The sequence below is a fragment of the Flexivirga lutea genome (genome assembly GCF_054778955.1).
Genome location: NZ_BAAGZB010000005.1, coordinates 49,502 through 75,206, shown reverse-complemented (window position 1 = coordinate 75,206; position 25,705 = coordinate 49,502). Strand labels below are relative to the sequence as shown.

Annotated in this window: 29 protein-coding genes and 1 riboswitch; of the genes, 7 read left to right on the top strand and 22 right to left on the bottom strand. The window is 70.1% G+C overall.

The features are described 5' to 3' along the window. Positions 1 to 61 precede the first annotated feature (61 nt). Positions 62 to 730, top strand: coding sequence for a TIGR03085 family metal-binding protein (locus ACYVBN_RS16340; protein WP_460601437.1), 669 nt, complete (start codon positions 62 to 64; stop codon positions 728 to 730). A 63-nt stretch (positions 731 to 793) separates the two neighbouring features. Here the strand turns inward: ACYVBN_RS16340 and ACYVBN_RS16335 are convergent, their stop codons facing one another. Together ACYVBN_RS16335 and hisF are read right to left on the bottom strand one after the other, a co-directional pair. Further along, positions 794 to 1,294: a GNAT family N-acetyltransferase gene (locus ACYVBN_RS16335; RefSeq protein ID WP_460601436.1), complete on the bottom strand. Its 501-nt coding sequence runs from the start codon at positions 1,292 to 1,294 to the stop codon at positions 794 to 796. 64 nt (positions 1,295 to 1,358) lie between these two features. Next, positions 1,359 to 2,114, bottom strand: a complete 756-nt coding sequence (gene hisF, locus ACYVBN_RS16330) for an imidazole glycerol phosphate synthase subunit HisF (RefSeq protein ID WP_460601435.1) — start codon at positions 2,112 to 2,114, stop codon at positions 1,359 to 1,361. A gap of 424 nt (positions 2,115 to 2,538) precedes the next feature. Here hisF and ectA point away from each other — a divergent pair, with 424 nt between their 5' ends. From ectA to ACYVBN_RS16305, 5 genes are all read left to right on the top strand, one after another. After that, on the top strand, positions 2,539 to 2,964 hold the full coding sequence (gene ectA / locus ACYVBN_RS16325) for a diaminobutyrate acetyltransferase (protein ID WP_440281155.1): 426 nt from the start codon (positions 2,539 to 2,541) through the stop codon (positions 2,962 to 2,964). A 103-nt stretch (positions 2,965 to 3,067) separates the two neighbouring features. Further along, positions 3,068 to 4,327, top strand: a complete 1,260-nt coding sequence (gene ectB / locus ACYVBN_RS16320) for an aspartate aminotransferase family protein (RefSeq protein WP_460601434.1) — start codon at positions 3,068 to 3,070, stop codon at positions 4,325 to 4,327. Positions 4,328 to 4,373: 46 nt separating this feature from the next. Continuing rightward, positions 4,374 to 4,766: an ectoine synthase gene (locus ACYVBN_RS16315; RefSeq protein WP_440281153.1), complete on the top strand. Its 393-nt coding sequence runs from the start codon at positions 4,374 to 4,376 to the stop codon at positions 4,764 to 4,766. Positions 4,767 to 4,836: 70 nt separating this feature from the next. Then, positions 4,837 to 5,727: a 2OG-Fe(II) oxygenase family protein gene (gene thpD / locus ACYVBN_RS16310; RefSeq protein WP_460601433.1), complete on the top strand. Its 891-nt coding sequence runs from the start codon at positions 4,837 to 4,839 to the stop codon at positions 5,725 to 5,727. A 20-nt stretch (positions 5,728 to 5,747) separates the two neighbouring features. Continuing rightward, positions 5,748 to 6,314: a nucleoside/nucleotide kinase family protein gene (locus tag ACYVBN_RS16305; RefSeq protein ID WP_460601432.1), complete on the top strand. Its 567-nt coding sequence runs from the start codon at positions 5,748 to 5,750 to the stop codon at positions 6,312 to 6,314. A 117-nt stretch (positions 6,315 to 6,431) separates the two neighbouring features. Here ACYVBN_RS16305 and ACYVBN_RS16300 read toward each other — a convergent pair whose 3' ends face one another. From ACYVBN_RS16300 to mihF, 19 genes are all read right to left on the bottom strand, one after another. After that, positions 6,432 to 6,893: a PH domain-containing protein gene (locus tag ACYVBN_RS16300; RefSeq protein ID WP_460601431.1), complete on the bottom strand. Its 462-nt coding sequence runs from the start codon at positions 6,891 to 6,893 to the stop codon at positions 6,432 to 6,434. Next, positions 6,890 to 7,756, bottom strand: coding sequence for an ATP phosphoribosyltransferase (hisG, locus tag ACYVBN_RS16295; protein WP_460601430.1), 867 nt, complete (start codon positions 7,754 to 7,756; stop codon positions 6,890 to 6,892). Before hisG ends, ACYVBN_RS16300 begins: the two co-directional genes overlap by 4 nt. Continuing rightward, the gene (locus ACYVBN_RS16290; RefSeq protein ID WP_440281148.1) at positions 7,743 to 8,006 is read right to left on the bottom strand and encodes a phosphoribosyl-ATP diphosphatase; all 264 of its coding nucleotides are present in this window, start codon (positions 8,004 to 8,006) and stop codon (positions 7,743 to 7,745) included. Before ACYVBN_RS16290 ends, hisG begins: the two co-directional genes overlap by 14 nt. A gap of 75 nt (positions 8,007 to 8,081) precedes the next feature. Beyond that, positions 8,082 to 8,555, bottom strand: coding sequence for a 6,7-dimethyl-8-ribityllumazine synthase (gene ribH, locus ACYVBN_RS16285; RefSeq protein ID WP_460601429.1), 474 nt, complete (start codon positions 8,553 to 8,555; stop codon positions 8,082 to 8,084). A 151-nt stretch (positions 8,556 to 8,706) separates the two neighbouring features. Further along, positions 8,707 to 9,942, bottom strand: a complete 1,236-nt coding sequence (gene ribB / locus ACYVBN_RS16280) for a bifunctional 3,4-dihydroxy-2-butanone-4-phosphate synthase/GTP cyclohydrolase II (protein ID WP_460601428.1) — start codon at positions 9,940 to 9,942, stop codon at positions 8,707 to 8,709. Then, positions 9,939 to 10,643 (bottom strand): nicotinamide mononucleotide transporter family protein, encoded by a 705-nt coding sequence (locus tag ACYVBN_RS16275; RefSeq protein WP_440281145.1) that lies wholly within the window; start codon positions 10,641 to 10,643, stop codon positions 9,939 to 9,941. Before ACYVBN_RS16275 ends, ribB begins: the two co-directional genes overlap by 4 nt. Then, complete coding sequence (locus ACYVBN_RS16270; RefSeq protein ID WP_460601427.1) at positions 10,640 to 11,254, bottom strand: riboflavin synthase; 615 nt, start codon at positions 11,252 to 11,254, stop codon at positions 10,640 to 10,642. Before ACYVBN_RS16270 ends, ACYVBN_RS16275 begins: the two co-directional genes overlap by 4 nt. A gap of 1 nt (position 11,255) precedes the next feature. Next, entirely contained in the window at positions 11,256 to 12,314 is a 1,059-nt protein-coding gene (ribD, locus tag ACYVBN_RS16265) for a bifunctional diaminohydroxyphosphoribosylaminopyrimidine deaminase/5-amino-6-(5-phosphoribosylamino)uracil reductase RibD (RefSeq protein WP_460601426.1), read from the bottom strand. 120 nt (positions 12,315 to 12,434) lie between these two features. Then, positions 12,435 to 12,562: riboswitch (FMN riboswitch) on the bottom strand. Positions 12,563 to 12,702: 140 nt separating this feature from the next. Beyond that, the gene (rpe, locus tag ACYVBN_RS16260) at positions 12,703 to 13,362 is read right to left on the bottom strand and encodes a ribulose-phosphate 3-epimerase (protein ID WP_460601425.1); all 660 of its coding nucleotides are present in this window, start codon (positions 13,360 to 13,362) and stop codon (positions 12,703 to 12,705) included. Positions 13,363 to 13,401: 39 nt separating this feature from the next. Then, on the bottom strand, positions 13,402 to 14,922 hold the full coding sequence (locus ACYVBN_RS16255; protein ID WP_460601424.1) for an RsmB/NOP family class I SAM-dependent RNA methyltransferase: 1,521 nt from the start codon (positions 14,920 to 14,922) through the stop codon (positions 13,402 to 13,404). Beyond that, complete coding sequence (gene fmt, locus ACYVBN_RS16250; protein WP_460601423.1) at positions 14,919 to 15,848, bottom strand: methionyl-tRNA formyltransferase; 930 nt, start codon at positions 15,846 to 15,848, stop codon at positions 14,919 to 14,921. Before fmt ends, ACYVBN_RS16255 begins: the two co-directional genes overlap by 4 nt. A gap of 1 nt (position 15,849) precedes the next feature. After that, positions 15,850 to 16,395 carry a peptide deformylase gene (def, locus tag ACYVBN_RS16245; RefSeq protein WP_440281139.1) on the bottom strand — a complete coding sequence of 182 codons (546 nt, stop codon included), beginning with the start codon at positions 16,393 to 16,395 and terminating at the stop codon, positions 15,850 to 15,852. A gap of 5 nt (positions 16,396 to 16,400) precedes the next feature. After that, positions 16,401 to 17,072, bottom strand: coding sequence for an HAD family hydrolase (locus ACYVBN_RS16240; RefSeq protein WP_440281138.1), 672 nt, complete (start codon positions 17,070 to 17,072; stop codon positions 16,401 to 16,403). Positions 17,073 to 17,093: 21 nt separating this feature from the next. Continuing rightward, positions 17,094 to 19,229 (bottom strand): primosomal protein N', encoded by a 2,136-nt coding sequence (locus tag ACYVBN_RS16235; RefSeq protein WP_460601422.1) that lies wholly within the window; start codon positions 19,227 to 19,229, stop codon positions 17,094 to 17,096. Between the two features lie 57 nt (positions 19,230 to 19,286). Continuing rightward, positions 19,287 to 20,501, bottom strand: coding sequence for a methionine adenosyltransferase (metK, locus tag ACYVBN_RS16230; RefSeq protein ID WP_460601421.1), 1,215 nt, complete (start codon positions 20,499 to 20,501; stop codon positions 19,287 to 19,289). A 65-nt stretch (positions 20,502 to 20,566) separates the two neighbouring features. Then, complete coding sequence (gene coaBC / locus ACYVBN_RS16225; RefSeq protein WP_460601420.1) at positions 20,567 to 21,784, bottom strand: bifunctional phosphopantothenoylcysteine decarboxylase/phosphopantothenate synthase; 1,218 nt, start codon at positions 21,782 to 21,784, stop codon at positions 20,567 to 20,569. Between the two features lie 92 nt (positions 21,785 to 21,876). Next, positions 21,877 to 22,140 carry a DNA-directed RNA polymerase subunit omega gene (rpoZ, locus tag ACYVBN_RS16220; RefSeq protein ID WP_440281134.1) on the bottom strand — a complete coding sequence of 88 codons (264 nt, stop codon included), beginning with the start codon at positions 22,138 to 22,140 and terminating at the stop codon, positions 21,877 to 21,879. A gap of 50 nt (positions 22,141 to 22,190) precedes the next feature. Continuing rightward, positions 22,191 to 22,796 carry a guanylate kinase gene (gene gmk, locus ACYVBN_RS16215; protein WP_460601419.1) on the bottom strand — a complete coding sequence of 202 codons (606 nt, stop codon included), beginning with the start codon at positions 22,794 to 22,796 and terminating at the stop codon, positions 22,191 to 22,193. Beyond that, positions 22,793 to 23,119, bottom strand: a complete 327-nt coding sequence (mihF, locus tag ACYVBN_RS16210) for an integration host factor, actinobacterial type (RefSeq protein WP_460601418.1) — start codon at positions 23,117 to 23,119, stop codon at positions 22,793 to 22,795. The genes gmk and mihF overlap by 4 nt, the downstream gene beginning before the upstream one ends. 301 nt (positions 23,120 to 23,420) lie before the next feature. Here mihF and ACYVBN_RS16205 point away from each other — a divergent pair, with 301 nt between their 5' ends. Continuing rightward, positions 23,421 to 24,755: an MFS transporter gene (locus tag ACYVBN_RS16205; protein WP_460601417.1), complete on the top strand. Its 1,335-nt coding sequence runs from the start codon at positions 23,421 to 23,423 to the stop codon at positions 24,753 to 24,755. A 49-nt stretch (positions 24,756 to 24,804) separates the two neighbouring features. Here the strand turns inward: ACYVBN_RS16205 and pyrF are convergent, their stop codons facing one another. After that, a complete protein-coding gene (gene pyrF / locus ACYVBN_RS16200; RefSeq protein WP_460601416.1) occupies positions 24,805 to 25,704 on the bottom strand; it encodes a beta/alpha barrel domain-containing protein in 900 nt (299 codons plus the stop codon). Position 25,705 lies beyond the last annotated feature (1 nt).

Sequence of the window (25,705 nt, the reverse complement as noted above, 5' to 3'; positions counted from 1 at the left end):
CCGCACCGGTTTTCCGGATCCGTATGCCGTGTGGCGTCGCGCGGTAGGCGATGATCTACCCATGGAGCATCGCACGGACCGCCGTACGCCGAACTTCGCCCAACTCGAGCGGGCCTCGTTGTGTGACGCCTTCCTGGAGGCCGGTCCGGACGCGGCCACGCTGTGCGGGGACTGGACCACCCGCGATCTCGCCGCGCACCTCGTGGTGCGCGAGGGACGCCCCGACGCTGCGGCCGGGATGTTCCTGCCGTTGTTGTCCGCGCACCTGGAGTCCGTGCAGCGCAAGGTCGCCGCGTTGCCGTGGGAGGAGCTGGTCGACAAGGTGCGCTCCGGACCGCCGCGACTCGGACCGTTCGGGCTGCCGGGCGTCGACGCAAAGGCCAACCTGTCGGAGTTCTTCATCCACCATGAGGACGTGCTCCGTGCCGGTGACCATCCTGGGATCCGCCGGGACGTGTCCCAGGACGAGCAGGCGGCGCTGTGGGAGGTCCTACCGCGGATCGGTCGGCTGACATTGCGCAACGTGCGTGTCGGTGTCGTCGCGGACTGCCCCGGCCACGGACGACGCAGCCTGCGCAGCCCGCGGGACGACCACGGCAGCGTCGTACTCACCGGCGCCCCCGGCGAGGTGCTGTTGCACATCTTCGGGCGAGCAGCCGTCGCCGACGTGCAGCTGGACGGGTCCGACACCGATGTCGCGGCGTTCCGCGCCGCGCCCCTGGGCTTCTGAAACTCAGACCGCGAAAGTCGCGAGCGATGCACACCGAACCGCCCCAGCGCGCCACACCGAACCTCAGACACCCCGGGCCATGACGAGTTCGGCCCGTCCGTCCGGTGCGACCTCCCGCCTGCCGGTCAGCGTGAACCCGTTGCGTTGATAGGCACGTATGCCGCGCGGGTTGTCCGCCATCACCAGGAGCGAGATCTGCGTCCCACCGTGTTCTCGCACGACCTGCACGCACGCACGAAGCAGCGCGTCGACGGCACCGCAGCCGCGCGCACCCGGGTGCAGCCACATCCCCATGACGCACCATCCGGTGTCGAACCGGTAGATCCCGGCCATTCCGACGTCCTGCCCGCCGCGCTCCACCAGGAACGTCGCGACGCGCGCGGCGCGCCGGCGCCATTCGGACTCCTCGAACGCGATCTCGCGCTCGTACGACGAACCGAACATCCGTGGCGACTCCTGCAGAGCGGCCAGCCGAACGCGGCGGTAACGCCGCCAGAGCGACGGCTCGACCCGCACGAGCGAACACGGGGCGACCGTCTCCGGTGTGCTCGGGTGCGTCGTCACCGGCGCAGGCCCGCCGAGGCGGCTCGCGCACAAGGTCTGGTCCACCGACACGGACCCGTTGCCATCAGCGGACCTCGTGACCGGCCGCGCGCAGCGCGTCCTTCACCTCGCCGATGGTCAGCTCGCCGAAGTGGAACACCGACGCTGCCAGGACCGCGTCGGCACCGGCTTCGACCGCTTGCACGAAGTGCTCCGGGTGGCCGGCTCCACCGCTGGCGATGATGGGCACGTCAACCTCGGCCCGGACCGCACGGATCAACTCGAGGTCGAAGCCGTCCTTGGTGCCGTCCGCATCCATCGAGTTGAGCAGGATCTCACCGACACCGAGTTCCGCGGCACGAGAACACCATTCGAGCGCGTCCAGGTTGGTGGACTTCAACCCCCCGTGCGTGGTGACCTCGAAATTGCCGTGCTGGGACCGGCGCACATCCGCGGACAGCACGAGCACCTGGGATCCGAACCGCTCGGCGATCTCCGCGATCACTGCCGGTCGCGCGATGGCTCCGGTGTTGATGCCCACCTTGTCGGCGCCGGCACGCAACAGCCGGTCGACGTCCTGGACCGTCCGCACGCCGCCACCCACCGTGAGCGGGATGAAGACCTGCTCCGCGGTGCGGCCGACCACGTCGTATGTCGTCTCCCGGCCCGCCGAGCTCGCGGTCACGTCGAGGAAGGTGAGTTCGTCCGCGCCTTGCGCGTCGTACCGCTCGGCCAGCTCGACCGGGTCACCCGCGTCCCGCAGCTGAGTGAAATTGACACCCTTCACCACCCGGCCGGCATCGACGTCCAGGCAGGGGATGACACGCACCGCAACCGTCATGCCGGAAGCGTAGCCGGGGCGCCACCGCGGTTGAGTCAGGTCGCGGGCAGGGACTCCGCACTGCCGTCGAACCACCCGGCCGACGACGGCCCTGGAACCACATGCATGTCCTTCGTCTCATATTTTGAGACGGACTTCAGTGGGGTCGAAACGGTCCCCGCAGAAACCGATCTATCCACGGCAGCCCGCGGAAAATGCGCTCTCGCAACACGATTCGTTCACGGCATCTTGCGGCGGACTCAGGTTGACTTCACTCGATCAGGACATAACGTCGAGGCCAGTCATGCCGATACCAATAGAAGTACCGACCAGACCACACTCCTCCCCACAGCACGGTGCTCGCTCTGCGCGAGCGCACCCCACACGATCCGGCGACACCCATTCGCTGACCATCCGAGCGCCGAAGCCGAGCGAGGGCGCCCACATGTGGACCGTCGCCCGAGATGGTGGCGAACTCGACCTCAACTCCTCGTACGCCTATCTGATGATGGCGCGCGACTTCGCCTCCACCTGCCGAGTTGCGTTGTCCGACAACGAAATCGTCGGCTACGTCTTGGGCTACGCGCCCCCGGAGCGGCCGAAGCACCTGTTCGTCTGGCAGGTCGCCGTGCGCGGCGATCAGCGTGGCCGCGGCGTCGCCGCGCACATGATCGAGCACCTCGTCGCGACCGCCGACATCGATGCGCTCGAGGCGACGGTCGAGGAGACCAACGACGCCTCACGCGCGCTCTTCGCCAGCATCGCCCGCAAGCATGACGCCGAGCTGACCTGGTCCGAGGGCATCCCGGCAGCGCACTTCCCCGACGGTCACGCCGGCGAGCCGCTGCTGCGTATCCATCCGCTGCGCTGAGCGTCCACGCAGTTCACCACATGCCACATCGCCGCGACCGCGATCGCGACGTCCGTGCCGGGAAAACGCCTGGCACGTAGTCGATTCGACCGAAGGATTCTCCATGACCGTGACCGCCGACACGACGACGCTGGAGTCCGGCGTCCGCAGCTACTCCCGCACGTGGCCCGCGACGTTCGAGCGCGCGAAGGGCAGCTTCCTCTACACGCCCGAGGGCGAGGAGTACCTCGACTTCTTCACCGGCGCCGGCGTGATGAACTACGGGCACAACAACCCGATCCTGAAGGAAGCGCTGCTGCGCTACCTGACCGAGGACAACATCGTGCACTCGCTGGACATGCTCACCACGGCGCGCGAAGACTTCCTCACCACCTTCACCGACCAGATCCTGCGCCCTCGCGGACTGGACCACACCGTCATGTTCCCCGGGCCGGGTGGAGCGAACGCGGTGGAGGCGGCTCTGAAGCTTGCTCGCAAGATCACCGGTCGCGAGTCGATCGTCAACTTCACCAACGCTTTCCACGGTATGACGCTCGGGGCTCTCGCAGTCACCGGCAACTCGATGAAGCGCGGCGGCGCCGGCATACCGTTGGTGCACGCCACGCCCATGCCGTACGACGACTACTTCGACGGAGACGTCCCCGACTTCGTCTATTTCGAGCGCATGCTCTCCGACAGCGGCTCCGGGCTGAACAAACCGGCCGCCGTCATCGTCGAGACGGTGCAGGGTGAGGGCGGCGTCAACACCGCGCGACTGGAGTGGCTGCGTCAGCTCTCCGAGGTGTGCCGCAAGCACGAGATCCTGCTGATCGTCGACGACATCCAGGTCGGTTGTGGTCGCACCGGAGGCTTCTTCAGCTTCGAGGAAGCCGGCATCGTGCCGGACATCATCTGCCTGTCCAAGGCGATCAGCGGCTACGGCCTGCCGCTGGCGCTCACGTTGCTGCGTCCCGAGCTCGACGTGTGGGACCCGGGCGAGCACAACGGCACGTTCCGCGGATTCGCGCCGGCCTTCGTGACGGCTGCCGAGGCGATCCGCACCTACTGGTCGGACAACGCGCTGGAGCAGTCCACCCTGACCAAGGGTGCGTTCGTCGAGGCGACGCTCAACAGCATCGTGGCCAAGCACCCGGAGGGCGAACTGACCGCCAAGGGTCGCGGGCTCATCCGCGGCCTGGAGTTCGCCGACCCCGACAAGGCGGCGCAGACCTGCCGGAACGCGTTCGACGCCGGCCTCCTGGTGGAGACGTCGGGCCCGCGCGACGAGGTCATCAAGCTGCTGCCGCCGCTGACCATTAGCGAGGACGAGCTGACGCGCGGCCTGTCGCTACTGCGGAACGCTGCCACCGACGCTCTGGACTGATCTGCGCCCGCCCGCTTCATCGCCATACATTCGAGAGGAAACCAGCATGCTCGTTCGATCCATCGACGACGTCACCGACACCGACGACGACATCAAGACCGAGAACTGGCGCAGTAAGCGCATCATCCTGGCACGTGAGGGCGTCGGCTTCTCGGTGCACGAGACCACGCTGTACGCCGGCACCGTCAACGATTTCTGGTACGCCAACCACATCGAAGCCGTCTTCATCGTGGAAGGCGAGGGCGAGGTCGTGAACAAGGCGACAGGTGAGCGCCACGAGCTGCGTCCCGGCTCGCTCTACCTGCTCAACGACCACGACAAGCACCAGGTGCTCCCCCGGACCGAGATGCGGACCGTGTGCGTCTTCAACCCGCCGGTCACCGGCCGGGAAGTGCACGACGAGAACGGCGTCTACCCCCTCGTCCTCGAGAACGCTTGACCGAAACCTGCGACACCCCTGCGCGATCCGCGCAGGGGTGTCGATCATTTCCCGACCGAGAGGAGAACGTATGACGACGACCGCTAGCTCGGATCTGTATCCGACGCGACAGCACAGTGAGCAGCCGACGCCGCGCACGCACCCGACCGTCTGGGGAGCAGCTGCGGACGGACCGTTCGACGATGCGGCCCTGCAGGCACACGAACGGCGCGGTTTCACCATCCTGCCGGACTTCATCAGCTCCGAGGAGGTGACCTCGTTCAGTGCCGAGCTGGACCGTCTGGTGTCCGATCCGGCGTTGCGGAACGACGAGCGGGTCGTCATCGAGAAGAGCTCGGGCGAGGTGCGTTCGGTGTTCCAGGTCGAGCGGCTCAGTGCGCAGCTGGATGCGCTCACCCGAGACCCACGCGTGCTGGACCGGGCCCGGCAGTTGCTCGGCTCCGACGTCTACCTGCACCAGACCCGGGTCAACTACATGCCGGGGTTCAAGGGCACCGGCTTCTATTGGCATTCGGACTTCGAGACCTGGCATGCCGAGGACGGCCTGCCTGCTCCGCGGGCGGTCAGTTGCTCCATTGCGCTCACCCCGAACCACCCGTTCAACGGTGGGCTGATGGTGATGCCGGGCTCCCACGAGACCTTCGTGCCGGGTGTCGGCGAAACCCCGCACAACAACCACGAGTCCTCGTTGCAGGAGCAGACCGTCGGCGTCCCCACCGAGGACGCGATCGCGGATCTGGCGCAGCAGTGCGGGATCGACCAGTTCACCGGCCCGGCCGGCTCGGCGCTGTGGTTCGACTCCAACATCATGCATGCGTCGTCGAACAACATCACGCCGTACCCGCGCTCGAACGTGTTCATGGTCTTCAACAGTGTCGAGAACGCGCCTGGTTCCCCCTTCGCCGCGGCCGCCCCCCGCCCGGCGCACATCGCCGCACGGGACGTCACGCCGTTGCGCTGACAGCCGCTACATTGCCCCGTGTGAGGGACGAGACGACCGGCCATCGCCTGCCCGAGCACCAGCTCGACCAGGTGCTGGCACGGGTGCGGTCCATCGGCGGCCGGCCGGTCGTCCTCGCCATCGACGGGCGCAGCGGATCCGGCAAGACGACGCTCGCGGCCGCCGTGTGCGCGGCATTGGGGGACGCGTGCGTCATCCACCTCGACGACATCTATCCCGGCTGGGACGGCCTGGCCGCGACACCGCCGCTCCTCGTGGCGCAAGTGCTCGTCGCGCTGCGTCGCGGGGAGCCCGCGACATACCGCCGATTCGACTGGGAGCAGGGCACCTTCGCCGATGCGCTCACCGTGCCGCGCACCCGGTTCGTCGTCGTCGAAGGCGCCGGCAGCAGCGTCGGCATCGCCCGCCGGTATGCCGACGTGCGGGTCTGGCTGGAAGCCGCGACTTCGGTCCGCAGACGGCGCGGGCTGGACCGTGATGGCGAAGCCTACGCGCCGCACTGGCAACGCTGGGCCGATCAGGAGGACGCGGTGTTCGGCGCCGACCGCACCCGCGACCACGCGCATCTGGTCTTCCGCACCGACTGACCGTCCCTGGCACGCCACCGCCCTGCACCGAGCGGACAACAAACGCATCGAGCGGACACGACATGATGCCGGTATTTCGTGTCCGCTCCATACCTTTCGTGTCCGCTCGGCAATGGATCAGTCGTCCCGGTCGATGCGGTTGTTCGCCTCCACCAGGGCCGCCAGCCGACGTGCCTCCGCGTTGGCGAAGTCGCCGTCGGAACGCTGCACCGCCATCACCGCCATCGTCTCGGTATCACTCAGCTCCAGCACCAGCCAGGGCGCGCCCCCGCCGAACTGCACGTTGACGATCTCGGCCCACGCGATGTCACGGGAGAGGATGAGGTTCTGGACGTGCAGGCCGCCCGGTGTCGGCTTGGCGTGGACGAGCGCATAGCGCAGCAGGAATGCGGCGACAGCGACCGCGAAGACGATCATCGCGACCGAGTCGGGGGTGCTCCAACCGGTCACTCCCCCTTGCGGGATCCGCACCGCCACAACCACGAACACCACCACGAGCGCGACCGCGACGCCGATGCTGACGAACCGCGAGCGGCGCGGGCGGAACGTCGCGTATGCCGAGGACTGCACGGGACTCACAACCGGCAGGCCGCGATCTCGGTGACCAGGATCGCGCGGGCACCCAGATCGTAGAGGCTGTCCATCACCGAGTTGGTCGCCGTACGCGGCACCATGGAGCGGACGGCGACATACCCCTCGCGGTGCAGTGGGGACACGGTGGGCGACTCGAGTCCGGGGGTGAGCGCACAGGCCCGTTCGACCAGCTCCACCCGGATGTCGTAGTCCATCATCACGTAGCGGCTCGCGGTGAGCACTCCCTGCAGCCGTCGGACCAGCACGTCGACGGCCGGCGAGGACTCCGCCGCCCGCTCCTGCGGCCGGATCAGCACGGCCTCGCTGTGCAGGATGGGTTCGCCGAAGACCTCCAGCCCGGCATTGCGCAGGGTGGTCCCGGTCTCGACCACATCGGCGATCACGTCGGCCACCCCCAGGGTGACCGCAGTCTCCACGGCGCCGTCCAGCCGGACCACCCCGGCGTCGACACCGTGGTCCGCGAGGTTCTTGCGCACCAGGCCCGGGAAGCTGGTCGCGATCCGCTTCCCTGCCAGGTCGGCCACGGACGACGCCTGGCCGGGGCGGGCGGCATACCGGAAGGTCGAGGAACCGAACCCCAGCTGCATGACCTCGACGGCGGGAGCCTCCGAGTCCAGCAGCAGGTCCCGGCCGGTGATGCCGACCTGCAGGTGGCCACGGCCGACATACACGGCGATGTCCCGCGGCCGCAGGTAGAACAGCTCGATGTGCTGGTCGGCGTCGACCACCACGAGTTCCTTGGACTCGCGGCGGACGCGATAGCCGGCTTCGCGCATCAGCCGGGTGCTCGCCTCGGCCAGCGCGCCCTTGTTGGGCATGGCGACCCGCAGGGTCTCAGAGGTGGGCATAGACGTCCTCCAGCGAGATGTCTTGGGCGACCATCAGCACCTGCAGGTGGTAGAGCAGCTGACTGATCTCTTCGGCGGTGCGCTGCACGCCCTCGTGTTCGGCGGCCATCCAGACCTCGGCGGCCTCCTCGACGATCTTCTTGCCGATGAAATGCACGCCGGCGTCGAGCTCGCGCACGGTGCCGGAGTCGGCCGGTCGGTCCTGGGCTTTGGCAGTCAGCTCCGCATGCAGCTGATCGAACGTCTTCACGTCAGCCAAGGCTAATTGCCTGTCCCGGCCGGCGACGCACCCGGCCACAGTCTGGTCGCCGGCGCCCCGGACGCCTCATCCCCGCTGGACCGAACGCAGCGTGGCCGCCGTCGCGACGGCAGCCGTCGCGGCTTCGCTGCCCTTGTCCTCCACCGATCCCGGCAGGCCGGCACGGTCCAGGGCCTGCTGCTCGTCGTCGCAGGTGAGCACGCCGAAGCCGACCGGCACACCGGTCCGCACCGTGACCTCGGTGATACCGGTGGTCGCGGCCGAACACACGTAGTCGAAGTGCGGGGTGCCGCCGCGTATGACGACGCCGAGCGCCACGAGGGCGTCGTATGCCGGCGCGAGCCGGGCGCACGCCACGGACAGCTCGAAGGTGCCGGGCACCCGGACCTCCGTCACGTCGGTGACTCCGCACGCCGCCAGACCGCGGTGCGCGCCGGCGAGCAGGCCGCCCATCACCTGCTCGTGCCAGGATGCGGCGATGATCGCCACCCGCAGACCGGCTCCGTCGGCGACGGTCGCGGGCGCTCCGTGGCCGCTCATCGCGGCCGCCCGCAGTACTGCGCCATGAGACCGGGCTGCCCGCGAGGTATTCGGAGGAGCGGTGGCGGGGTCCCCAGGAAGTATTCGGAGGAGCGGAGCGGGGGAGAAACTTCCTGGGGTGCCGGAGCGGGGGCGAAACGTCGTGTGGTGATCATGCGGTCTCGCCGATGTGGTGGCCGAGGCGGTCCCGTTTGGTGTCCAGGTAACGGCTGTTGTTGATCGTGCGGCCGGTCACCAGCGGCTCTCGGTCGACGGTCAGGTCCAGTGCCTGCAACTGCTTCTCCTTCTCCGGATTGTTGGTGAGCAACCGCATCTCGGTGACGCCCAGATCACGCAGGATCGCAGCGGCAGCACCGAATTCGCGGTCGTCGACGGGCAGGCCGAGTTCGGTCTGCGCGTCGACCGTGTCGAGTCCGCCGTCCTGCAACTCGTAGGCGCGCAATTTGTCCAGTAACCCGACACCGCGCCCTTCGTGACCGCGCAGGTAGACGACGGCGCCGCCCTCGGTGCCGACGCGACGCATGGCCTCGGCCAGCTGCGGACCGCAGTCGCAGCGGGTGGATCCGAAGGCATCCCCGGTCAGGCACTCCGAATGCACGCGCACCAGCGGCTTCCCGTCCGGTATGCCGTGCGGTGACACCAGCGCGACGTGCTCGTCCCCGGTGAGCAGATCGACATACCCGAGCATCGTGAAGGTGCCGTGCGTGGTCGGCAGCGTGGTGCGCGCCCGGCACAGGACCCGGTCGTGGCGGACGCGCCAGGCGACCAGGTCAGCGATGGTGATGACGACCAGGCCGTGGCGTGCGGCCAGCTCCTCGGCGTCGTCCAGCCGCATCATCGAACCGTCGTCGTGGACGAGTTCGACGATGGCGCCGACGGGCGCGCACCCGGCGAGGCGGGCCAGGTCGACGGCCGCCTCGGTGTGTCCGGTGCGCACCAGCACACCGCCGTCCCGTGCCCGCAGCGGGAAGACGTGCCCGGGCCGGGTGAAGTCCTCGGCCTCGGACTCCGGGTCGGCCAATGCGCCGAGGGTCCTCGCCCGCTCGGCGGCGCTGATCCCGGTCGCCAAGCCGGCGGCGTCGACCGAGACGGTGTATGCCGTGCCCTTCGGGTCCTGGTTGTCCTGCACCATCGGCGGCAACCCCAGCCGGTCGGCGACCGCGTGGGTCATCGGCGCGCAGATGACGCCGGACCCGTGGCGCACGGCCCAGCCGATCCAGTGCTCGTCCGCGTGCTGCGCTGCCATGACCAGGTCGACCTCGTTCTCCCGGTCGGCGTCGTCGGCGACCAGCACCGGCCGGCCGGCGGCGATCTCGGCGAGGGCGGCCTCGATGCTGCCGAGCACGCCGTACGCTGCTCCTCGTCCCCCGGCTCGGTCGTCGCTCATGACGTCACCAACTCCTCGTCGCGGTGCGCCGCCCGGTCGGACTTGTGCGTCACCCGCAGCCAGACGACGAACCCCCAGATGACGAAGGCGGCGTAGATCGCGTAGAGCACGGCGGACGGGTAGTACTGGAAGTGCAGCAGTTCGGGCACGCCGACCAGGTCCACCGCGATCCAGGCCAGCCAGAACTCGTTCCAGCCCCGAGCCATCGCGAACGTGGCGACGATCGAGCCGACGAAGATCCACGCGTCGGCCCAGTAGTACCAACTCGGCGGCGTCCAGCCGACGCCGATCATGCGGGTGATCCATTGCACGAAGATCACTGCCACCACCCAGAAGCCGAGCAGCGCCAGCCGTTCGGTCATGGTCGCCCAGCGGGGTTGCACCGCCGGTGCGTCCGCGCGTCGGCCGGCCTTGTTGCGCTGCCAGATCCACCATCCGTAGATGGAGGTGAGGATGAAGAAGATCTGCCGCCCGGCCTGGCCGAACATCACCTGTCCGCCGTGCGCGGTGAAGCCGAGGGCGAAGAAGACGGTGAACAGCAGCGCGTTGCCGATGATGCCGACCGGCCAGGCCCAGACACGGCGACGCATGCCACCGATCGCGGAGGCCAGTCCGAAGAGGTTGCCGACGATCTCGCGCCAGGTGATGCCGTGGCCGCCGATGGTGATGGAGGCGTTGTAGAGGTGCTCGAAGAAGTTCATGCCGGCACCGCCGTCCCGGTCGCGCGCAGCGTGACCATGCGCTCGACATACTTGGCCAGCACGTCGACCTCGATGTTGACCGGGTCCCCCACCGCACGCTCACCGAAGGTGGTGAGTTCCAGCGTGGTCGGGATGAGGCACACCGTGAAGTCGGAGTCGCGCACCGACGCGACGGTCAGCGACACACCGTCGAGTGCCACCGACCCCTTCTCCGCGACGTATGGCGCCAGGTGCCCCGGCAGGGACAGGCGCACCTCCGTCCACCGGTCGTGCTCCTCACGGCGCAGCACCTCGACGACACCGTCGACGTGGCCCTGGACGATGTGTCCGTCCAACCGCCCGTCGGCACGGACGGCGCGTTCCAGATTGACCCGGCCGCCCGGAGCGAGGGCCCCGAGGCTGCTGCGGTCCAGGCTTTCGGCCATCACGTCCACGGTGAACTCGTCCGCAGTGTGCGCGACGACCGTCAGGCAGACGCCGTTGACGGCGATGGAGGCACCGTGCTGGACCTGCTCCAGCACCTTGTGCGCCCGCAGACTCAGCCGAGCCGAGTCGCCCTGGCGCTCAATGGTTTTGGCCGTACCAAGCTCTTCGACAATGCCGGTGAACACGTCACTTCCTCCGATAGGTGAGTCGCACGTCATCCGCGAACCGGGTGACGTCGTGCAGGGTCCAGCAGGTGGCGTCGGACAACGTCCGGACGCCGAGCGGTCCGATCGCCGGGCGTCCGGCCCCGAGCAGGAGAGGGGCGACGTAGCCGATGATCTCGTCGACCAGCCCGGCCGTGCAGGCTGCGGCGCCGAGCGTCGGCCCGCCCTCGAGCAACGCGCTGCGCACGCCGCGCGCGTGCAGCTCCTTCATCACGGCGCCGAGGTCGTGGGTGCGCAGGTGCAGCGCCGGCGCGTGCTCATCGCGTAGGTGGGCGCCGGGCGGCAGGTCACGCTCGCCGACGACCACCCGCAGCGGCTGCCGCGCTGCCGCCGTCGCCGCTGCGGGCCGGGCCGTTAGGCACGGGTCGTCGGCCAGCGCGGTGCCGGTGCCGACGATGATCGCGCCGACCCGGGCGCGCAGTTCGTGTACGTCGGCGCGCGATCGGTCGTTGCTGATCCACCGGCTGGTGCCGTCGGCCGCCGCCGACCGGCCGTCGAGTGTCGTCGCGAACTTCCAGATCACCCAGGGCTTCTCGTGGGTGACGGAGTAGGTCCACGCCTGGTTCAACGCCTCCGCCTCGGCCGCCAGCACTCCACCGACGACGTCGAACCCGCGAGATCGCAGGATGTCGGCCCCGCCACGGGCGATGGGGTTGGGGTCGTGCTGGCCGTAGACCACCCGGGCCACCCCGGCCGCCGTGAGGGCGTCGATGCACGGTCCGGTGCGGCCGGTGTGCGCGCAGGGCTCGAGGGTCACGTAGGCCGTCGCGCCGCGGGCCAGGTCGCCTGCGTCGGCGAGCGCGGCGACCTCCGCGTGGGGGGTGCCGGCGCCGTCGTGCCAGCCACGTCCGACGACGTCGCCGTCGCGGACCAGGACGCAGCCGACGCGCGGGTTCGGATCGGCCACCGGCCCACGGCCGGCGAGTTCCAGGGCAGCGCGCATCGGCTGCGCACCGGCCGCTTCGTCGGCGGTGCCGGGGGCCGGATGGTCGGCCAGCTGGTGGGGCAGATGGTCGGACACTGCCTCGTCACTCCTTCCCGATCCGGTTTCACCGGCTCCGGGGATGACGGGCGGTCGCGCGATCCGTCGGCAGCGCCGACGGTGCGTTGTCGCCGGGTGCGCCGTGGAACGGCACACCCCCTCGTGCTGCCTCCCATCCGGACTTTAACCGTCGGTCCTGGAGTTTCACCAGGTCAACCGGCTGCCATGGCAGCCGGGTCGCGGACTATCACCGCCGGCTCGGAATTTCACCGACCCCGGAGCACGTTCGTTCTCGAGTATGGCACAGGCGTCAATATGCGCCGACACCCCATGATCTCCCCCGCCCAACCCGCAACCGTTGCCGGTTACGCACGCATCCCGGGCAGATCCCGACAGCCAACCAGCGACCGTTGCCGGTTACGCACGTTCAGTGATGCACACAGGCCGTCGCGAGCCGGCGGAGCTCGCCGATGGCTGCTGCGGCGTCGTCGGCGCCGTAGACCGCCGAACCGGCGACGAACACGTCCGCGCCGGCGTCGGCGCACTGCTCGATCGTCGAGGCCGAGACGCCGCCGTCGACCTGGATGCGGATCCGGCCGCCGCGCCGGTCGATCGCCTCGCGCACCTCGCGGACCTTCGGCATCTGGTCGGCCATGAAGCTCTGGCCGCCGAAGCCCGGCTCGACGGTCATCACCAGCACCATGTCGACGACCTCGAGCAGTTCCTCGTAGGGCGCGAATGCGGTGCCGGGCTTGAGCGCCATACAGGCCTGCGCGCCGGCGGCGTGGATGTCGCGGGCGAGGGAGCGCGGATCGGCGGCCGCCTCGATGTGGAAGGTGACGCTGGCCGCGCCCGCCTCCGCGTAGGCCGGTGCCCAGCGATCCGGGTCGTCGATCATCAGGTGGCAGTCAAGCGGGATCGGCGTGACTCGCTGCAACGCCTCGACGATCGGGAGGCCGAGGGTGAGGTTGGGCACGAAGTGATAGTCCATGACATCGACGTGCGCCGCGTCGGCATCCGCGATGCGTTGCAACTCGCGCTCCAGGTTGGCGAAGTCGGCCGACAGGATGCTGGGTGCGATCTGCACGCGTCCTCCAGGTGAATGGTCGAAACAGGCTCGGAATGCTCAGTGCTCGGTCGGGGCGTGCTTGCGCAACAGGGCGAAGAACATCGCGTCGGTGCCGTGCACGTGCGGCCACAGCTGCACGGTGGGGTGATCTCCGAACTGCGGCAGCTGCTCCCCCGCCGTATCGCGGAAGAGGGGACGCGCGTCCTCCACCGTCACATCGGCGCGTGACGCGGTCACCGACCGCACGACCTCGGTCGTCTCCGCAACGTGCGGGCTGCAGGTCACGTAGGCCACCACACCGCCCTCGACCGTCGCGTCCAACGCCGAGTGGAGCAGATCGGCCTGTATGGCGGTCAGGTCCGTCACGTCGCCGGGATTGCGCCGCCAGCGGGCCTCGGGCCGGCGGCGCAGGGCGCCCAGACCGGTGCACGGCGCGTCGACCAGCACCCGCTCGTAGGTGCCCGGCTCCTCCGCGCCCAGCTCGCGACCGTCGCCGGTCCCGATCATGACCTCGATCCCCGCGTCGAGTGCCGCACGCAGCGTGCGCCGGACGAGTTCGGTGCGGTGCTCGCTGATCTCGTTGACGAACAGCGTGGTGTCGCGGCGTTGCCCGGCCAGCGCCGCGAGCAGCGCCGCCTTGCCGCCGGGGCCGGCGCACAGGTCGAGCCAGTCGGCCGGCCCGTCGATCCGACGCGGCGCGGCGGCCAGCGCCAGCGCGACAAGTTGCGATCCCTCGTCCTGCACGGCCGCTCGGGTCTCCCGGACCGCGGCGATGTCCGCGGGGTCACCACCGGGCAGGGTGGCCGCGATCGGTGACAGTGACGTCCGCTCGGCGCCCGCCTCGACGAGCTCGTCCACGGTCGCCAGGCCCGGCCGTGCCACCAGCGTGACGGTCGGTGCGGCGTTGTCGGCCTCCAGCAGGGACACCAGGGATGCGTCGAGTTCACCGTCGTCGGTGATGCCGTCCGAGCGCAGCGCACCGCGCAGTGCCCGCACCACCCACGCCGGGTGCGAGTGTTCGACCGCGAGCGCCTCGTCCCGCGATCGACCGGCGGTGACCTCGCGCACCCACTCCTCGCGGCTGCGCTCGGTGATTCGGCGCAGCACCGCGTTGACGAACCCGGAGGCGCCGGTGCCGTTGACCTCGCGGGCCAGGGCGACCGTCTCGGAGGCGGCGGCGTGGGACGGCACGCGCATGCCGAGGATCTGGTGTGCGCCGAGCCGAAGGGTGTCCAGCACCGGTGGGTCGATCTGCCCGACGGGTCGGCCCGCCGCGAACTCGATGACGGCGTCGTAGAGGCCGCGCATCCGGATGGCGCCATACGTCAGTTCGGTGGCGAAGGCGGCGTCGCGGCCGTGCAGGCCGGCCGCGCGCAGTGCCGTGGGCAGTTCCAGGTTGGCGTAGGCGCCGTCCGCGACGGCCCGGCTCACCTCCCAGGCCACCTTCCGGGTGGGGTCGCCGCCCCGCCGCCGGTCCGCGGGACGGGTGGCGGTGCGGTTCTTGCCGCCGGCCCGGCGTGATGCCGGGCGCTGCCTGCCGCGGTCGTCGCGGAAACCGCCGGTCTGTTGCCCGCTCATCCGAGCCTCTCTTCTTCTGCGACGCGTACGCCGCGTGCCCAATCTGCCGCCGCCATCGGCTTCTTGCCGTGGGGCTGCACCGTCGCCACCCGCAGCGGGGTGGTGCCGGTGCCGGCATACAGGGCTCGTTTGGTCGCCAGCAACTCCCCGGGTCTCAGCTGTATGTCGGCCGGAGCGTCCGTCGCGAACGCCAGCACCTTCAACCGGTCGTCCCGGAAGGTTGTCCACGCACCGGGTGCGGGGGTGCACGCACGAACGCGTCGATCGATGGCGAACGATGGTTCGTGCCACCGGATCTCGGCATCGGCCACGGTGATCTTGGGTGCCAGCGACACTCCCTCCGACGGTTGCGGGACCGGCGAGAGCGAGCCATCGGCCAGACCGTCCAGTGCCGCGACGAGCAGTCCGGCCCCCGCCTCGGAGAGTCGGCCGAGCAGGTCGCCGCTGGTGTCCCGCGGCCGGATGGTCTCGGTCATCGTGCCGAGCACCGGGCCGGTGTCCATGCCCTCCTCGAGCACGAACGCGGTCGCCCCCGTCACCTCGTCACCGTGCAGGATCGCATGCTGCACGGGTGCCGCCCCACGCCACGCGGGCAGCAACGAGAAGTGCAGGTTGACCCAGCCGTGCTGCGGGACGTCCAGCACCGGGCGCGGCACCAGCGAGCCGTAGGCGACGACGGGGCACACGTCGGGCGCGAGTGCGGCAAGCTGCTGCGCGAACCCCGGCTGCTTGGCGGACCGCGGCTTCAGCACCGGCACCCCGAGTTCGTCGCCGAACACTCCGACCGGCGACGGGCGCAACGTTCGGCCGCGTCCGGCCGGCGCGTCGGGGCGGGTCACCACACCGACGAGTTGATGGGAGGAGGCGGCAAGGGCCCGCAGACTCGGCAGCGCCACCTCGGGGGTGCCGGCGAACACCACGCGCATCTCAGTCCCGCCTCGTCGGGTTCGCGTGCGGGCTGTCCCGGATGATCGGGCCGGGAAGACCCGCCCATTCGGCGGCCCGGATCTCCTTCAGGGCCAGCTTGCGCTGCTCCCGGTCCAGCCGATCGATGAACAGGATGCCGTCCAGGTGGTCCGTCTCGTGCTGGATACAGCGCGCCAGCAGATGGGTGCCCTCGACCTCGATCGGCTCGCCGTACATGTCGACTCCACGCGCGACGACCGACAGCGAGCGCGGCGTCGGCCACGAGAAGTCCGGGATGGACAGGCAGCCCTCGTCGTCGATGTCGACGTCGCCGGACAGGTCCAGGTCGGGGTTGACGAGGTGGCCGAGCTGGCCATCCACGTAGTAGGTGAACACACGCAGGCCGACGCCGAGCTGCGGCGCCGCGAGGCCTGCACCCGGCGCGTCCATCATCGTGTCGGTGAGGTCCTGCACCAACGTCCGCAGTTCCTTGTCGAACGTCGTGACCGGCGCGGCCGGGGTCCGCAGCACCGGGTCGCCGTACAGCCGGATGGGGGTGATCGACATGGTGCTTACCGCTCCACCGGGAGCCCGCGCACCAGCAGGTCGGCGCGCAGTTCCTCCGGCGTGGTGAACGCGATCGCGTCCATGCCGGCGTCCGTGGCGGCCTGCACGTTGGCCAGCTTGTCGTCGATGAAGACGCAGTCGTCGAGGCTGCCGAGGTGGCGTACGCGGTCGGCCAGTTCCTCGAAGATCTCCGGGTCCGGCTTGGCCACGCCTTCCTCCCCCGACACGATGATGTCCTCGAAGAGGTCCAGGAAGTCGAACGTGTCCAGCGCGACCGGGAAGGTCTCGGCGGACCAGTTGGTCAGCGCGATCAGCGGTATGCCGGCGGCGTGCAGTTGCTTGAGGATGTCGACGGTGCCGTCGATCGGGCCACGCAGCGACTCGGCGAAATGCTCGCGGTAGGAACGGATCTCGTCGGCGAAGTGCGGGTATGCCGCCGCTGCCGCGGCCTCACCGTCGGCGAAGGTGCGCCCCGCGTCCTGTTGGTGGTTCCAGGCGCCGAAGTCGAAGTCGCGCGCGGCGAGGAAGTCCCGCGCGCGCTGCTCGCCCACCCCCGCTGCGATGGCCGGTTGCGGGTCCCAGTCGATCAGCACATTGCCCAGGTCGAACACGACGGCGTCGACCGGGGACGGCGTGAGATCGGGGTCCTCGACGGGCGCGGTCTGCTGCTGGCTCACCACCCAGAGACTACTGACGACTCACAGCAACGCGCCGCTCGGGTCGACGTGCACGGTCACGGTGCCCGGCAGTTTGCGGGCACTGCGTCCGGCGCGGGCAGCGACGACCGCCCTCGCAGCCGCGCCGGCGTGCCGGCGGTCGGTGCGCAGCAGCATCCGGGCGCCGTCGCCGCCGTCCGGCGACGGCATCGGGCCGATGCGTTCCAGGGGTACGGCGTCGTCCAGAGCGTGCCGGGTGGCGGTGGCGAAGGCATCGACGTCGGCCGGTGCACCCGTCAGCATGGTCATCCAGGACGTCGGCGGAAGGGCGAGCTCGCGCCGGGCCGCCAGCTCGCGCTCGGCGAACGTGCCAGGAGCCCATCGGCTCAGCGCTTCCACCGGCGGCAGCGTCACCCCGGACGTGACTCCACAGACCACGACGGCGCCGCCGCGGGAGGCCGGCCGGGTGAGCGCGGCGGCGGCGACCCAGCGACGCAATGTCTCTTGTCCCGCGTCGAGGGCGGACCGGTCGAGCAACGCCCATCCGTCGAGCAGCAGCGTTGCGGCGTAACCGGATGCGGCGACCGGCTCGGCGCCGGGCGTCGCGATGACGAGCTGTGGTTCGGCGCCCACCTCGTTGCGTACCTCGCCTGCGCCCGAGCGCAGCACGGGCACCCCGGGAAAGGCCCGACCGAGTTCCTCAGCCGTGCGCCGTGCGCCGACGACCGCGGCGTGCAGCCGGGTGCCGTCACACTCCGGACAGCGCCATGGCCGGGCGGCGCGGCCGCACCAGCGACATACGGGCGGCGCGCTGGGCGCGGTCAGCGCAAGGGGTCCGTGGCACTGCTCGCAGCGCGCGATCTGGCGGCACTGCCCGCAACGCAGCGCGGGCAGGTAGCCGCGTCGGGGCACCTGCACCAGCACGGGGCCGTCGGCCAGTGCGGTGTGCGCGGTGGACCAGGCGACGGGCGGCAGGTGCGCGTGCGCAGCGGCGCCGGCGCGTTCGACCTCGCGTTCGTCGGCCGCGACCACCACACGGGGCACCGAACCCGGTGGCGTGCGGGCCTCCACCGCGCGCACCAGCCCGTCCACCAACCACCGTTGCACCGGCACCGAGCGCACGAACCCACCCAGCAGCAACGCGGCACGCTCGCGCTCGGCCCGCAGCCGGAGCACCTCCCGGGTCTGCGGGTATGGCGCCCGCGGCTCCGCGAGCAGGTCGTCACCGTCGTCCCAGCACGCGAGCAGGCCGAGGTCGCGCACCGGCGCCCACGCGGCGGCCCGGGTGCCGATGACGCAGCGGACATGACCGCGCAGGACCTTCAACCACGCGGTGTAGCGGGCCTGGGGGCCTTGTTCGGCGGTGAGGCGCACATGCCGGCCCTCACCCAGCTCCGCGACCAGCGCCGCGTCCAACCGGTCCAGATCCCGGTGGTCGGGCACCACCAGCAGGACGCCGCGTCCGCCGTGCAGCGTCGCCCGGGCGGCCTGTGCCAGAGCGGCCGGCCAGTCCTGGGCCGCCTCCACGGTGGGCGCCGCGAGCCAGCTCGCGGGGGGAGCGTCACCGCCGGACAGACGCCTCAGGAACGCCTCGCCCGCCGGATAGCGTTGCCAGGCGGTGTTTGCCGGCGCGGTCGGCCGCTCCGGCACCGGCGCCGTCCGGGCATCGAGCGCCTTCTCGGCGCCGGCGTGGCGCGGTGGCACGGCGAGCCGGAGCACATCGGCCAGCGGACCGGCATAGTGGTCGGCGACCGCGCGGCAGGCGTCGAGGACGGCCGGTGTCAGCACGGGCTCGGGGCTGACGACCCGTCGCAGCGGCGTCAGGCGCCCGGTGTGCTCGGGCTCCTGCACGCGCTCGATCACATATCCGGACACGTCCTTGCCGGCGAACCTGGCCTTGATCCGCACCCCGGGACGAGCCTGCTCAGCGAGCTGCTCGGGGACCGCGTATTCGAACGGCCGGTCCAGATGCGCCAGCGCGACATCCAACACCACGCGGGCCACCGGCAGCGGGATGCTCGCGTCGTCGGGCTCGGCCCGGACGCGCTCCGCTTTCGCCCGGGGCGCGGCGGCGGCGTGCAGCAGGTGCAGCTGCTCCGGTGTGGCGGGTCCGGGTCGGTGGTCGTCGGCCTCGCGCGCTGCTGCCGGCGCAGTGCTGGGTCGGCCGGACGAGTGCATGCCCTTGTTATACGTGACGCCCCGGACATCGCCGGCCGGCAGTCGTGATCAGCAGGCTCAGATGGCCCGCTGCAGCGCTTCGACCTTGTCGGTGCGTTCCCAGGTGAAGGCGTTGTCGACGCCGTCGGCCCGGGTCCGGCCGAAGTGCCCGTATGCCGCGGTCGGCTGGTAGATCGGCCGCAGCAGGTCCAGCTCCTCGACGATGGCGGCCGGGCGCAGGTCGAAGACCGTGTTGATGGCGTTCTGGATCTTCTCCAGCGGCTGCTTCTCGGTGCCGAAGGTCTCGACATACAGACCGACCGGCTGCGCCTTGCCGATGGCGTAGGCGACCTGCACCTCGCAGCGCTCGGCGAGGCCAGCAGCGACGACGTTCTTGGCCACCCAGCGCATGGCGTATGCCGCCGAACGGTCCACCTTCGACGGATCCTTGCCGGAGAAGGCGCCGCCGCCGTGGCGGGCCATCCCGCCGTAGGTGTCGACGATGATCTTGCGGCCGGTGAGACCGGCGTCGCCCATCGGGCCGCCGATGACGAACTTGCCCGTCGGGTTGATCAGCTTGCGGTAGGACGAGGTGTCCAGGGTGTTGCCGGTTGCGGCGAGTTCTTCCAGGACCGGCTTGATGACGAGCGTGTCGATGTCCGGCTCGAGCATGCCTTCCAGGGAGATGTTCTCGGCGTGCTGGGTGGACAGCACCACCGTGTCGAGACGGACGGCCTTCTCACCGTCGTACTCGATGGTGACCTGCGTCTTGCCGTCCGGGCGCAGGTAGGCGAGCTCGCCGCTCTTGCGGACACCGGTCAGTCGCTCGGAGAGCCGGTGCGCGAGGAAGATCGGCAACGGCATCAGCTCGGCGGTGTCGGAGCAGGCGTAGCCGAACATCAGCCCCTGGTCGCCCGCGCCCTGGCTGTCGCGGGCCTCGGTGCCGCCCTCGGCGCGGTGCTCGTGCGCGGTGTCGACGCCCTGGGCGATGTCCTGCGATTGTTCGCCGATGGAGATGGACACACCGCAGGAGTTGCCGTCGAAACCCTTGAGCGAGGAGTCGTAGCCGATCTCCTTGATGGTGTCGCGGACCAGCTTCGCGATCGGCACGTAGCTGTCGGTGGTCACTTCGCCGGCCACGTGGACCAGTCCGGTCGTGACCATCGTCTCGACGGCGACCCGTGACTTGGGGTCGTCGGCGAGCATGGCGTCCAGGATCGAATCGCTGATCTGGTCGCAGATTTTGTCGGGGTGCCCCTCGGTCACGGATTCCGAGGTGAAGAGACGGGCCACAGGTTGCTCCTTCGATGTGCAGCGGCTGCTGGCTGGCGCCACCGTCCGGCGGAGCCACCCGGAGTCTAAACGGTGTGCAGGTGTTGCTGGACGACATCCCACACAGCGCGTGCCAGCGTCGCCTTGTCGGCCGGCCCGACGTCCGCCGCCGTCCCGATGTCGTCGCCGTCGCGGGTGAGGATGTGTATGACGGCCTGGTCCTGGCCGAACGTCACGCCCGGACCGACCTCGTTGACGACCTGGATGTCACTGCCCTTGCGGGCGAACTTGGCACGTGCGTGCTCCATGACGGATGCCTCGGCATCCCCGGTCTCGGCCGCGAAACTGACGATGACCGGAGTCGGGCAAGCCCCACGGTCGGCGACCAGGCCCTGGACGATGTCGGGGTTCTGGACCAGCCGCAAGGTGAGGTCGTCGTCGCCGGACTTCTTGATCTTGTGATCGCTGTATGCCGCCGACCGGTAGTCGGCCGGTGCCGCGGCCATCACGATCGCGTCGGCGTCGCTTGCCGCGGCGGTGACTGCCCGCTGCAGCTCCACGGTCGTCTCGACGCGCACGACCCTCACCCCGGGCGGGGTCGGCAGGTCGGCGTTGGCGCTGACGAGGGTCACCCGTGCGCCCCGCTCGGCGGCGACGGCAGCGAGCGCGTAGCCCTGCTTGCCGCTGGAGCGGTTGCCGAGGAAGCGCACCGGGTCGATCGGTTCCCGGGTCCCGCCGGCCGAGACCACCACGTGCCGGCCGGACAACGGCCCGTCCGGGCGGTGCGCCAGGGCCAGCGCGTAGTCGGCGATCTCCTCGGGTGCACGCAGCCGGCCGGGGCCGGTGTCGGCTCCGGTCAGCCGGCCCGAGTCCGGGTCCATGACGTGCACGCCACGCTCCCGCAGGGTCGCCACATTGGCGACGGTCGCCGGGTGCTGCCACATCTCGGTATGCATCGCCGGCGCGAGGACCACCGGACAGCGTGCCGTCAGCAGCGTGTTGGTGAGCAGATCGTCGGCGAGTCCGTGTGCGGCCTTGGCCAGCAGGTCAGTGGTGGCCGGAGCGACCACCACGAGGTCGGCCCCCTTGCCGAGCCGGACGTGTGGCACCTCTTCGACCCGGGTCCACACGTCATCGGCAACGGGCTTGCCGGACAACGCGGCCCAGGTGGGCGCGCCGACGAATCGCAGGGCGGCCGCCGTCGGGATCACGGTGACGTCGTGACCGGCTTCGGTGAATCGGCGCAGCAGCAGGCACGCCTTGTAGGCGGCGATGCCCCCGCTCACGCCGAGAACGATCTGCATAGCTGGTGGTTACAGCGCAACCGGGCGTGGTGCGTGGACCCCGCGAAGTATGGGGAGGAGCGGAGCGAGGCAAAAACTTCGCGGGGTGCGCATCAGGCTTCGATCTTCTCGATCGACAGCAGACCCTCGTTGATCTCGCGCAGCGACACCGACAGCGGCTTGTCGTTGACCTGGCTGTCGACCAGCGGGCCGACATACTCCAGCAGGCCTTCGGACAGCTGCGAGTAGTAGGCGTTGATCTGCCGGGCGCGCTTGGCGGAGTAGATGACCAGCGCGTACTTGGAGTCGGCCACCTGCAGCAGGTCGTCGATCGGCGGGTTGGTGATGCCCTCGGGGGCGGCCTTGGTGCCAGACACGAAGAAAATCTCACTTCTCGTTGGGGGTGTAACCGGTCAGCGGCTGCGCCTCATGAGGTGGCGCAGATGTGCTGCTGCATCAAGTGTACGAGTTCCTCGGCGGCGCGCTGCACATCGTCGTTGACGATGGTGGTGTCGAACTCGGCCTGCGCGGCGAGTTCCCGGCGCGCCGTGGCCAGCCGCACCTCGCGTTCGGCCTCGCTCTCGGTCCCACGGCCGACCAGCCGGCGCACCAGCTCCTCCCAGCTGGGCGGCGCGAGGAAGACGAAGTAGGCCTCGGGCAGTTGCTCGCGCACCTGCCGGGCGCCTTGCAGGTCGATCTCGAGCAGCGGCAGCTTGCCGTCGGCCGCCGCCTCGGTCACCGGGCGGCGGGGTGTGCCGTAGCTGGCCCGGCCGTGTACCACCGCGTGCTCGAGGAACTCACCGCCGGCGACCATCCGGTCGAAGCGCTCCTGGCTGATGAAGTGGTAGTGCTTGCCGTCGACCTCCCCCGGCCGTGCCGGGCGGGTGGTGGCCGACACCGACAGCCAGACCTCGGGATAGTGCTGGCGGATGTATGCCGACACGGTGCCCTTGCCGACGGCGGTCGGCCCGGCCAGCACGACCAGCGGGGCGCATTTCCGCTGGTCGGTGGTGCTGGGGATGTCGGACGTCACGCCTCCCCCGACTGCTCGAAGTGCTCCAACAGCCGCTGCACCTGGTTCGCGCCCAGGCCACGGACCCGGCGCGTCTCGGCGATGCCGATGTCGGCCATGATCTGGCGGGCCCGCACCCGCCCGACGCCGGGCAGCGACTCCAGCAGCGCGGACACCTTCATCTTGCCGATGACCTCGTTGTCCTTACCGGCCTCGATGACGTCGCGCAGCGAACCCTGCGCGTACTTCAGCCGATTCTTGACCTCCGCCCGTTCTCGTCGCGCGGCCGCCGCCTTGGCGAGTGCCTCAGCGCGCTGCTCCGGCGTCAATTGCGGTAGGGCCACGTGTCTTTCTCCTGGCGTGCGTCCGATGCGAGGTGTGTCGCTGCGAGGGTGTTCGTTCACCCGCACCCAGCGAACCTAGCGAGTGTCCCAGCAGTTCGGCAACGAGGGGTCACCCCCGGGTCAGCCGCCCCTCCCGCGGGGGAACGCCGCGCCCACGGACCGACTTGGACCTGCACCGACCAGCGGGTAACGTCGTGCGCCGTTTGTGTCCGACGGACCCCTACCAGGACCTGGAGATGATTCGGTGAGTCTCACTCACCCGTCCAACCAACCCGTCCCGAATTCTGTCCTCCGCCGTGCCGTGGGTGCCTCCGCACTCGGCAACGCCGTCGAATGGTTCGACTACGGCATCTACGCGTACGGCGTCGCCCACATATCCAATGCACTCTTCCCCGCCGGCTCCGACAGCGCCGTCGCGTTCACCCTGCTCGGCTTCGCCCTCAGCTTCCTGATCCGCCCCATCGGCGGATTCTTCTGGGGGCCGCTGGGCGACCGCATCGGCCGCAAGAAGGTGCTGGCCGCGACGATCCTGCTGATGGCCGGTTCGACCGTCCTGGTCGGCGTCATCCCGTCATACGCCGCGATCGGCATCTGGGCGCCGATCCTGCTCTACCTGCTGCGGATGCTGCAGGGCTTCTCGACCGGCGGTGAGTACGGCGGGGCGGCCACCTTCATGGCCGAATACGCGCCCGATCGCCGCCGCGGCTTCTGGGGCAGCTTCCTGGAGTTCGGCACGCTCGCCGGCTTCAACCTCGGTGCCCTGCTGATGCTGTTGCTGACCAACGTGCTCAGCTCCAGCCAGATGGACAGCTGGGGCTGGCGCCTGCCGTTCCTGGTCGCCGGCCCGCTCGGCCTCATCGGCAGCTACCTGCGCTCCAAGATGCAGGACACGCCGGTCTACCGCGATCTGGAGAAGAAGGAAGAGGTCCAGGACAACCCGGGCCGCAACCTGCGCGACCTCGTGGCGCAGTACTCCCCGCAGATCTTCCAGCTGTTCGGGCTGGTGCTGGCGCTGAACGTCGTCAACTACACCCTCATCTCGTACATGCCGACCTACCTGCAGGACGCGATCGGGCTGTCCGACAACGGTGCGCTGATCGTGCCGGTGATCGGGCAATTCCTGATGATGGCCGTGCTGCCGTTCCTCGGTGCGCTCTCCGACCGGGTGGGGCGCAAGCCGCTGTGGGCCACCTCGCTGATCTCGCTGACGATCCTGTCGGTGCCGATGTTCGCGCTGATGTCCACGGGCACGGTCGGTGCCCTGATCGCCTTCGCCGTGCTCGCACTGCTCTACGCGCCGCAGTTGTCGACCATCTCGGCGACGTTCCCGGCGTTCTTCCCGGCGCACGTGCGGTTCGCCGGACTAGCACTCAGCTACAACGTCGCCACGTCGCTGTTCGGCGGCACCGCCCCGGTGGTCAACGACCGCCTGATCAGTTGGACCGGCGACGACCTGTGGCCGGCCTACTACATGGCGGGCGCCTGCGTCCTTGGGCTGGTGGCCCTGTGGTTCGTCATCGAGACGAAGGGAGTCTCCTTGCGCGGCAAGGAGATCCCCGGCACCGAGGCCGCCGAGGAGGAAGCGCGGGCAGCGCAGGACTCCACGCCGGCGCCGGCACCCAGCCTGGAGCGGTGAGCCAGCGAAGCGCGCTCCGACACCTGGGGCGCCGGTGGCCGGTCGCGCTTCAGTCCAGTGCGGCCGGCGGCCGCAGTGCGGCCGCCTGTTGCTGCACCTCGCGCAACGCCTGCCGCAGCGCCGCGACGTCGGGACCGGCCGACAGGACCGCGCGGGAGGTCGCGGGAAGCACCAGCCGGGCGGCCGGCCCGAACCCGCGGCCGATGTCACCGATCGTCGCGCCCTGGGCGCCCAGGCCGGGAGCCAGCAACGGTGCGCGTGATTGGGCGAGGCGTTCGGCCAGACCCAGGTCGGCGATGTCCTTGCCGACCGTCGCGCCGACCACCATGCCGACGTCTCCGTAGCTGTCGGCACGGGCCAGCGCATTGGCCTCGGCGACCTCGTCCACGATCGTGCCGCTGACGGTCTCCTCGCCCCACATAGCGTGCTGGACGTGCCCGGCCTCCGGGTTGGAGGTCATCGCCAGCACGAAGACGCCACGTCCGGCCCGTCGCGCCAGATCGAACGCCGGTGCCAGCGAACCGAACCCGAGGAACGGGCTGACCGTGATCGCGTCGGCCCGCAGCGGCGAGGCGTCGGACAGGTAGGCCTGCGCATAGGCCGCCATCGTCGAACCGATGTCGCCGCGTTTGACGTCCAGCAGGCTCAGCGTGCCCATCTCGCGCAGGCCGGCCAGCACGTCCTCGAGCATCTCGACGCCGGCTGCGCCGAACCGCTCGAAGAAGGCACTCTGCGGTTTGACCAGCGCTGCCTGCCCGCCGAACGCCTCGACGGCGATCTCACAGAACTGCCGCAGTCCCTGGACGGTGTCGGGCAGCTGCCACGCCTCCAGCAGGGCGGCGTGCGGGTCGATTCCGACACATACGGATCCGAACCGGTCCACCGCCTCGCCGAGCCGGATGCCGAACGGGTCCAACGCTTTCGGCTGCTGGCCTGCACTGGTGCCCATG

What these genes read in the sequence shown, in the direction of transcription:
- hisF (WP_460601435.1), bottom strand. Translation starts at nt 2,114, where the DNA reads ATGACGGTTGCGGTGCGTGTCATCCCCTGCCTGGACGTCGATGCCGGC.
- ectA (WP_440281155.1), top strand. Translation starts at nt 2,539, where the DNA reads ATGTGGACCGTCGCCCGAGATGGTGGCGAACTCGACCTCAACTCCTCG.
- def (WP_440281139.1), bottom strand. Translation starts at nt 16,395, where the DNA reads ATGTCGATCACCCCCATCCGGCTGTACGGCGACCCGGTGCTGCGGACC.
- ACYVBN_RS16255 (WP_460601424.1), bottom strand. Translation starts at nt 14,922, where the DNA reads ATGAGCGGGCAACAGACCGGCGGTTTCCGCGACGACCGCGGCAGGCAG.
- fmt (WP_460601423.1), bottom strand. Translation starts at nt 15,848, where the DNA reads ATGCGCGTGGTGTTCGCCGGCACCCCCGAGGTGGCGCTGCCGAGTCTG.
- ACYVBN_RS16235 (WP_460601422.1), bottom strand. Translation starts at nt 19,229, where the DNA reads ATGCACTCGTCCGGCCGACCCAGCACTGCGCCGGCAGCAGCGCGCGAG.
- coaBC (WP_460601420.1), bottom strand. Translation starts at nt 21,784, where the DNA reads ATGCAGATCGTTCTCGGCGTGAGCGGGGGCATCGCCGCCTACAAGGCG.
- ACYVBN_RS16340 (WP_460601437.1), top strand. Translation starts at nt 62, where the DNA reads ATGGAGCATCGCACGGACCGCCGTACGCCGAACTTCGCCCAACTCGAG.
- ectB (WP_460601434.1), top strand. Translation starts at nt 3,068, where the DNA reads ATGACCGTGACCGCCGACACGACGACGCTGGAGTCCGGCGTCCGCAGC.
- ACYVBN_RS16275 (WP_440281145.1), bottom strand. Translation starts at nt 10,643, where the DNA reads ATGAACTTCTTCGAGCACCTCTACAACGCCTCCATCACCATCGGCGGC.
- ribH (WP_460601429.1), bottom strand. Translation starts at nt 8,555, where the DNA reads ATGAGCGGCCACGGAGCGCCCGCGACCGTCGCCGACGGAGCCGGTCTG.
- hisG (WP_460601430.1), bottom strand. Translation starts at nt 7,756, where the DNA reads ATGCCCACCTCTGAGACCCTGCGGGTCGCCATGCCCAACAAGGGCGCG.
- ACYVBN_RS16315 (WP_440281153.1), top strand. Translation starts at nt 4,374, where the DNA reads ATGCTCGTTCGATCCATCGACGACGTCACCGACACCGACGACGACATC.
- pyrF (WP_460601416.1), bottom strand. Translation starts at nt 25,704, where the DNA reads ATGGGCACCAGTGCAGGCCAGCAGCCGAAAGCGTTGGACCCGTTCGGC.
- thpD (WP_460601433.1), top strand. Translation starts at nt 4,837, where the DNA reads ATGACGACGACCGCTAGCTCGGATCTGTATCCGACGCGACAGCACAGT.
- ribB (WP_460601428.1), bottom strand. Translation starts at nt 9,942, where the DNA reads ATGAGCGACGACCGAGCCGGGGGACGAGGAGCAGCGTACGGCGTGCTC.